At 67.2% G+C, this 7,343-nt stretch carries 8 protein-coding genes and 1 pseudogene; 7 read left to right on the top strand and 2 right to left on the bottom strand.

What is annotated here, in order from left to right; translation table 11 throughout:
* From D471_RS40570 to D471_RS0130810, 7 genes and pseudogenes are all read left to right on the top strand, one after another.
* Window positions 1-500, top strand: a pseudogene (locus D471_RS40570) (hypothetical protein); the annotation flags it as partial.
* A 586-nt stretch (window positions 501-1,086) separates the two neighbouring features.
* Window positions 1,087-1,542 carry a phage terminase small subunit gene (locus D471_RS0130835; protein WP_152486510.1) on the top strand — a complete coding sequence of 152 codons (456 nt, stop codon included), beginning with the start codon at window positions 1,087-1,089 and terminating at the stop codon, window positions 1,540-1,542.
* Window positions 1,526-2,494 carry a hypothetical protein gene (locus D471_RS37160; protein ID WP_051059291.1) on the top strand — a complete coding sequence of 323 codons (969 nt, stop codon included), beginning with the start codon at window positions 1,526-1,528 and terminating at the stop codon, window positions 2,492-2,494. The genes D471_RS0130835 and D471_RS37160 overlap by 17 nt, the downstream gene beginning before the upstream one ends.
* The gene (locus D471_RS37155) at window positions 2,491-3,987 is read left to right on the top strand and encodes a recombinase family protein (protein ID WP_017602177.1); all 1,497 of its coding nucleotides are present in this window, start codon (window positions 2,491-2,493) and stop codon (window positions 3,985-3,987) included. The genes D471_RS37160 and D471_RS37155 overlap by 4 nt, the downstream gene beginning before the upstream one ends.
* An 81-nt stretch (window positions 3,988-4,068) precedes the next feature.
* Window positions 4,069-4,254, top strand: coding sequence for a hypothetical protein (locus tag D471_RS0130820; protein ID WP_152486508.1), 186 nt, complete (start codon window positions 4,069-4,071; stop codon window positions 4,252-4,254).
* Between the two features lie 183 nt (window positions 4,255-4,437).
* Window positions 4,438-4,917, top strand: a complete 480-nt coding sequence (locus D471_RS37980) for a hypothetical protein (protein ID WP_017602175.1) — start codon at window positions 4,438-4,440, stop codon at window positions 4,915-4,917.
* A gap of 133 nt (window positions 4,918-5,050) precedes the next feature.
* The gene (locus D471_RS0130810) at window positions 5,051-5,953 is read left to right on the top strand and encodes a phage major capsid protein (protein ID WP_017602174.1); all 903 of its coding nucleotides are present in this window, start codon (window positions 5,051-5,053) and stop codon (window positions 5,951-5,953) included.
* Between the two features lie 815 nt (window positions 5,954-6,768).
* Here the strand turns inward: D471_RS0130810 and D471_RS41065 are convergent.
* Together D471_RS41065 and D471_RS41455 are read right to left on the bottom strand one after the other, a co-directional pair.
* Entirely contained in the window at window positions 6,769-6,942 is a 174-nt protein-coding gene (locus D471_RS41065; RefSeq protein ID WP_017602173.1) for a hypothetical protein, read from the bottom strand.
* 85 nt (window positions 6,943-7,027) lie between these two features.
* Window positions 7,028-7,343 (bottom strand): hypothetical protein (locus D471_RS41455; protein WP_206538988.1); only part of this gene is annotated, 316 nt, incomplete at its 5' end.

Below are 7,343 nucleotides of genomic sequence, written 5' to 3'. Positions count from 1 at the left end.
CCAGCGGCGGCAAACGGACGAAGGCCGCCGCGGCTGCGCTGCCCATCGACCTACGCGCCTCGGAGGCGGCTTCCGTCCTGCACGGCACGCTGTCGACATGGGTGCGGGTGCTCCACGGGGAATCGGCCACGTCCCGGCTCCCCGAGGACGACCTCGCCGATATGGCGAGATGGCTCGCCCCCGTCATCCGCTGGGCCCGGGCGCGCGGCTACGCGGCCGAGCTGATCGACGAGATCAACGCGGCCGTCCGACAGGCCGTGCGCGCTGTGGACAAGCCGGTGCGCCGTATCCCCATCCCCGAACCCTGCCGCGTCATCACCCTCGACGGGCAGACGCCGAAAGCGTGCGGAGGCCGGTTGACGGTGCTCTTGGCGCCGGGCCTGCCCATCGACGGGAATGTTCGGTGCGCGGAGGATTCCGAGCACGTCAGTACGCTCACGGACTTGGAGGCCGCGCGGCGGCGTGCGCACCGCGCTCGTATTCGACTTGCGCGGACTTGACAATTCTGCCAGAATGCAGAGCAAGATGGTGAAAGCTATCTGAGACAAGCTGAAGAGGTCCGGTGGGCATGTGCTCCCGGGCCTTTCGCATGTGCCGAAGACGCTCTGACAAACCAGGGGGTATCCGTGCCTCCGCGTCGAGCCCTGCAAGTCTGTCCGACACCCGGTTGCCCGGAGTTATCCAGCAAAGGCCGCTGCCGAGCGTGCTCCCGGGCCAATGCCCGTAAACGTCCCAGCGCCAGGGCCAAGGGGTATAACCGTCGCTGGGAGCGCACACGTGCCGCGTATCTGGACGACCACCCCTATTGCGAATGCGATGAGCACGCCGCACTGCCGATGCTGTTGCGCCCGTCGGCGGAGCACGTCCACCACGTGGACGGTCTGGGGCCGATGGGGCCCCGGGGCCATGACCCCGACAACCTCCAAGCGCTCACGCAACGCTGCCACGCGCGTATCACCGCCCGTGAGGAGCCCGGAGGATGGCACCGTCGGGAGTGACGCCTTCCGGATATGCGGTTCACGCCCTGAGCGGCGATCGATGACGGAGGGGCGGTGATCGGCCATGCCGCGAGGCGGCGCCCGTCCAGTGTCCGGCCCACCGCCCGACCCGAACGCCTTGCGTCGCTACCGGCCCTCGGACCAAGGGACGTGGACGACGCTCCCGGCCGAGGGCCGTCCCGGCGAGGCTCCCGAGTGGCCGTTGGTCAACCCGCGACCACGTGAGTGGGATCTGTGGCGCGACCTGTGGACCCGGCCGCAGGCGGTCATGTGGGAACGGCTGGATCAGCGCTACGAGGTCGCCATGTTCGTGCGAAAGCTCGCCGAGGCGGAGCTGCCGGGCGCCTCCGTCGAGTTGCAGAAGGTCGTGCGGCAGTACCTCGACAGCCTGGGCCTGTCGGTCCAGGGCATGCTGCGCAACCGGTGGCGGATCGAACCCGGGGAGGTCGCTGTGGAAGCGTCCGGGAAACCTGAGCACTCAGACCGGCGGCGCCCGTCCGCGCGGTCCCGTCTGAAGGTCGTCGCCGATGGCGACGGCGACTGACGGGAAGGTCGTCGCCTGGCCGACCCTGTTCGTCGCGATCGACTGGGTCGAGGCGCACTGTGTGATCCCCGACGGGTTTCACCGGGGCGAGCCGTTCGAGCTGACGGACGAGATGCTGTGGTTCTTCGCCAATCACTACCGCGTCCGCCGTGACGCGGACGTCGGTCGGTCGCTGAACTCCCCCGCGAGCGCCTTCTTCTACCGTCGCTCCCAGCTCGTGCGCCCGCAGAAGTGGGGCAAGGGCCCGCTCACCGCGGCCCAGATCCTCGCCGAAGCGGTCGGCCCGGTGGTGTTCGCGGGATACGCGCGGGGCGGCGAGGCGTACCGCTGCGCCGAACACGGGTGCGGTTGCGGGTGGGTCTACGGCTACGAGCCGGGGGAGGCCATGGGCATTCCCTGGCCGACGCCGCTGATCCAGGTGACGGCCTTTTCTGAGGACCAGACCGGAAACATCTACGACGCCTTCCGGCCCATGATCAAGCTCGGCCCGCTGGCGGAGATGATCCCGAAGGTCGGAGAGGAGTTCACGCGCCTTCCCAACGGCGGCGAGATCGTCACGGTGACGAGCAACGCGCAATCGCGACTCGGTCAGCGTGTCACGTTCGTCGCCCAAGACGAGACGGGAATCTGGACTGCGGAGAACCGAATGGTCAAGGTCGCTGAAACACAGCGAAGAGGACTCGCGGGAATGGGTGGCCGCGCGGTGGAGACCATACAGTTATGCGCTGCTCCCCCGACGATGGGAACGGGTAATTCAGGTATCAGAGTGCTGCGCGGGAACCTGTCCCGATTCCTGCCTGTAAGGGAAATGGAAGGGAAGGGGAGCATGCCCGAGGTCGCAGTATTCCCGCGTCCCCATGGCACGCCGTTCGTGCCCGAGGCAGGACCGTCCGCGCGCGTTGCCGACGTGTCACCCGTGACCGGTGCGCGCGGAACGGGAGGCGGGCGATGATCGACGCGCACACGCACGACGTCACCACGGGCGTCACGCTTGACGGCGCGTCCGCGCCCGGGCGCGCGCTCCGGGCCGTGATCTACGCGCGCGTGTCGAGCGACCCGCGCCAGCAACTGCGTTCCGTCTCCCAACAGGTGGACGAGTGCACCGCCGAATGCGCACGGCGCGGTTGGACGATCGTCAAGGTGTTCACCGACAACGACCGTTCCGCGTCCCGCTACGCCACCAAGGAACGGCCGGAATACGAGCAACTGATCTCGTTCCTACGCGCGGGTGAGTCGGACGTCCTGGTCACGTGGGAATCCTCGCGCGCACAACGGGACCTGGGCGCATACGTCACGCTCCGGAAAGTGGCCGAGGAAAACGGAATCCAGTGGTCGTACAAGGGTCGCCTGTATGACCTCACACGGACCGACGACCGGTTCACGACCGGCCTAGACGCATTGCTGGATGAACGGGAATCGAGCGTCACGCGTGACCGGATCATCCGGGACAAGCGCGCGCACGCGCTGAAGGGGCAACCCCATGGGCGACTGCTCTTCGGGTACCGGCGCGAGTACGACAGCGAGAACGGTTCCTTCGTTCGCCAGGTGCCGCACGAGACCCAGGCTCCCGTGGTGCGCGAGGCAGCCGAACGGTTCGCCGCGGGGGAATCGCTGTTCGCCATCAGCAAGGATTTCAACCTCCGCGGATTGCGCACGGGTACCGGTAGCCACTGGTCCACCATGACCATGCGTCAGATGCTGCTCAACCCCGCCTACATCGCCAAGCGCGTACACCGGGGACGGACCATCGGGGACGCGGCGTGGCCGCCCGTCCTCGAGGAGACGACCTACTACGTGTGCGTCCAGCGGCTGCGAGAGCCCGGCCGTCAGTTCAGCCCCGACCCGCACGCGCGCAACCTGCTCACCGGTATCGCGCGGTGCGGAGTGTGCGGCGGAACGATGGCGATTCGTCGCACCGGGGCCGCGGGGAAGCCGGAACGCGCCGTCAAGTACGCGTGCCGCGGTGTCCCCACCAACCACGGCAAATGCACCGTCATCATGCGCGACAGGATGGACGCCTACGTCACAAGCGTCCTCTTCGAACGCCTCTCACGTCCGGACGCGTCCGGACTGCTCGTCGACGAGCGGCAGGAGGAGGACGCGCGCGCCGCACGTGCCGAAGCTGAGGAGAAGCGGACCCGGTTGGACGAGGTCTATGACTCGGTCGCCAAAGGCACGGTGAGCGCGGCCGCCCTGGCCCGTATCGAGGCACGCCTACTACCGGAGATCGAAGCGGCCGAGAAACGCGCGTCCGCGCCGCGCGCCGTTCCGACCACGCCCGACCCGGTCACCCCGGGTATCGCCGATGTCTGGCCCGCGCTCCCGTTGAGCCGACAACGGGAGGTCGTCCGCGCGCTCATGAACGTGACCCTGCTACCCAACGTCAAGGGCGCGCGCCACGATCCGTCCTTGCGTATCACCATCGAATGGAACGACGAGAGCTAGCACCCCGCCCGCGCACACCACGGCCACGAATCACCCCGGTCCGTGGCCGTCACGCGTCCCGAGACCATGAAGGAGCGACCCATGGGCCAGACCGGACCGGAGACCTACGCCCCCGACTACGTCGCTGGGATCCGGGAGCTCGCGGACACGGCGCCCCCACTGTCCGCACGGCAACGGGAGCGGTTGCGCATGACCTTCCGCGGCTACGTCCCTGTGCGCGACGCCTCCGCGGAATCCAGCGCCGTCGACGAACACCAGGCGGAGTAGCCACCCGACCGTCCCAGCCGTCCCAACCTCGTCATCCCAGGCCAACACCGGGACGCTTTCGCGCGTGGGACGGATCGACCCGTCCCAGAAAACCAACCGTCCCACGCTGACCAGCACAAATGACGGTGGGACGAATGGGACGGCACAGGGCGAGAAACCCAGCACCAGGAAAGGACACCGACGATGACCACACCTCACGAGGAAACCGCCCCGGACACGGACACGGACACGGACACGGACGCGCCCGCGCCCCACACCGCACCACGCGAGACCGACGACACGGACCACGGGCAGACAGCCGACAGCAAGCCGCACCGGGAAGCCGCGCGCTACCGGACCCAGCTGCGCGCCACCGAGGCGGAACGCGACGCCCTGGCCGGTCGCCTCGAAACGCTGCAGCGCGCCGAGGCGGAGCGCCACGCGCAAGGCGGCAACGGACTCCACAACGGCGCCGACCTGTGGGTGTTCGGCGCCGACGTGTCCGAGCTCCTCGACGACGACGGGCGCGTCTCACCCGACAAGGTCAGCGAACGGGTGAACACCATCCTCGACGAGCGGCCCTACCTGCGACGCCAACGCTTCCAAGGCACAGCGGACGGCGGCGCCCGTCGGGGAACGACCACGCGCACACCCGACCTCGCGGACCTGTTCAAACGGGACTAGAGCGGTATAGTTATCCCGGTAGTGGATGCTCGAGCCCGTGGCCGACTCCGCCACCCCTTCCGCCCCGTGGGCGCCCGACGCTGGTCCGTGACCAACGCTCGCCGATACCCCAACGACCTACGGGAGTACACCCATGACGTGGCTTACCACCAGCGGCACGGCCGGCGGCAGCTTCGCCCCCTCCGAGGCCGCCGACTACTTCTTCGACCGCCTCGCCGCCGAATCGGTCGGCCTGCAGTCCGGCTTCCGACGTGAGACGACCGAGGGCGCCCGACTGGAGATCCCGCGGATCCTCTCCGACGCGGCCGCCAACTGGACACCCGAGGGTGACGAGATCACCGTCTCCGACCCCGACGCCGACGTCGTGACCGCGATCCCGCGCAAGCTGGCCGCGCTCACGTTCGCCTCCAACGAGCTCGTCTCCGACTCCAACCCGTCGGCACAGCGAACGCTGATGGAGAACCTCGCGCGCGCCATCGCGCTCAAGCTCGACCACGGTTTCTTCCAAGGCAGCGGTACCGCGCCCGAGATTCGAGGCCTGCGCAACCAGACCGGCATCCAGACGGTGTCCATGGGCACCGACGGTGCCCCGCTGACCAACCTGGACCCGATCGCCGACGCGCTGGGCATGCTCAGCGAGGCCAACGCCGAGGGATCCGCGATCGTGATGCACCCGCGCACGTGGCGCGAGCTGATCAAGGTCAAGGAGTCCGACACCGGCAACAACAAGCCCCTGCTCCAGGAGTCGGCCGGATCCGGCGCCCAGGGCGTGCGACGCGCGATCTACGGGGTTCCGGTGTTCCTGACCTCGCAGATCTCCACCGCAGAGACCCAGGGCACGGCCACGGACGCGACCAGCGTCTACGTCTACGACGCTCCACAGGTCGTGGCGGTGAGCCGTCAGGAGGCGGACATCCAGGTCGACCAGTCCGCCGGATTCACCAGCGACCGCACCGCGGTGCGCGCCACGCTGCGCGCGGACCTGGTGCTGCCCAACCCTGCGGCGGTGGTGCGCATCCTCGGTGTCACTCCGTAACTCCGAGCCATCACCGGACTCGGTTGACTCTCGGTGACCGCACGGCCGACACGGGGGGTGACCCCCTACCCGGGGGGCCTTGGGGAACGCCGGGGAGCCCCAAAAAATGCCGGACAGGTTCAAAGGATGTTAGTGACTCTGAGTAACTAATCACTCTTGGTGATTGGTGACGGGGGGCTACCGGGCGTCGCGCTCGGTAGTCCCCTTTTTGTTATCCGCTTGTTGCCTACGTTCCGTGTTGCATACGCCACGGTTCGGGCATGGGGGAGCCGTTCCGTGGGGCCGCGTCCAAAGCGCTCCAGGCGACTGCTGCGGCGTTGGCCGTGGCGCGGTAGGGTCGGGTGCGCGTAAGGGTCTCTCAGCGTCTCTGAGAGCGCGTCAAACCACGCCGTGGTGTATGCCTGCCCACTCATGCCCGCGCGACATGTCTAGGTTGCGACATCCAACGCTGCGCAGTGGTCATGTCGCGCATCGCATGCGACTGACTTTGAGTGGTGGTGACGCACAGCGACCACTCTGTCGCGTGCGGACAGTAGTTGAGTCAACGGTTGGACGCTCTCCGCAACCATGATGTGATCACGGTTCGTGCCACTACCCAGGGCAACCGAACCGGTGGCACGTGGTTTGCTCCAATCGGTGCGCGCGTGTTCCTGGCGTGCCTCATGCGCGCGGTAGTGGCCACGTGCGGGCGCGGCCGTCCCCGGGCGCGTCGTGGATCGGTACGCCTCACTCATTGCGAGCGATCGACGTTAGAGCGATGCTCGGTACGTCCTACGTTTAGCGACGGACGCGGCATGTGCGGCTAGGGCTTCGTCTCATTCAAGGCGACGGCGGGCGCGCGCGACTGCTGCGGACACGACCACGCCGATCACCCAGAGCACCCAGAGCAGGGTGACCAGCCATGTCATCCCGCCGAGGACGGTTGCTCCGATCAATGCCGCGAGCGTGACCAGCGTGATGATCACCTGTATGAGATCCCTGGTTTCCATGTTGGCTCTCCCTTGCGTCTGTTGTGTCGGTGTGCAAGCCTAAGAGGTGGGACCGGGGTACTTCCTTTACCCCGGTCCCTATCCCTTACTTCCGGTGCTTACCCTGGTAGTTGCTCTTCTGGTGGAAGGTCTTCCGGTAGGCCATGATCTGGAAGGCGATTCCGATGGTTGTTCCGATCACTCCGATGATCGTAACGGCGAGCATCCATTCCAGGAGTTCCATTGGGTGTTTCCTCTCTTCCGTCCGTTGGATTGCGGCGGTTGGTGGAATTATCACCCCCTCTGTTCTGTTGTATCTCCAGCTTAGTCTGTCATTGACTGGCTCGCAAGGGTTCTTTACAACTTTCTCGGGATTTTCTGACCGGTCCTCTGGGGATGGGCGGGACCGGGGTACTTCCTTT

It is taken from the genome of Nocardiopsis lucentensis DSM 44048, assembly GCF_000341125.1.
In the GTDB taxonomy this organism is placed as follows: domain Bacteria; phylum Actinomycetota; class Actinomycetes; order Streptosporangiales; family Streptosporangiaceae; genus Nocardiopsis; species Nocardiopsis lucentensis.
This window is presented reverse-complemented; position numbering and strand designations above follow the sequence as displayed.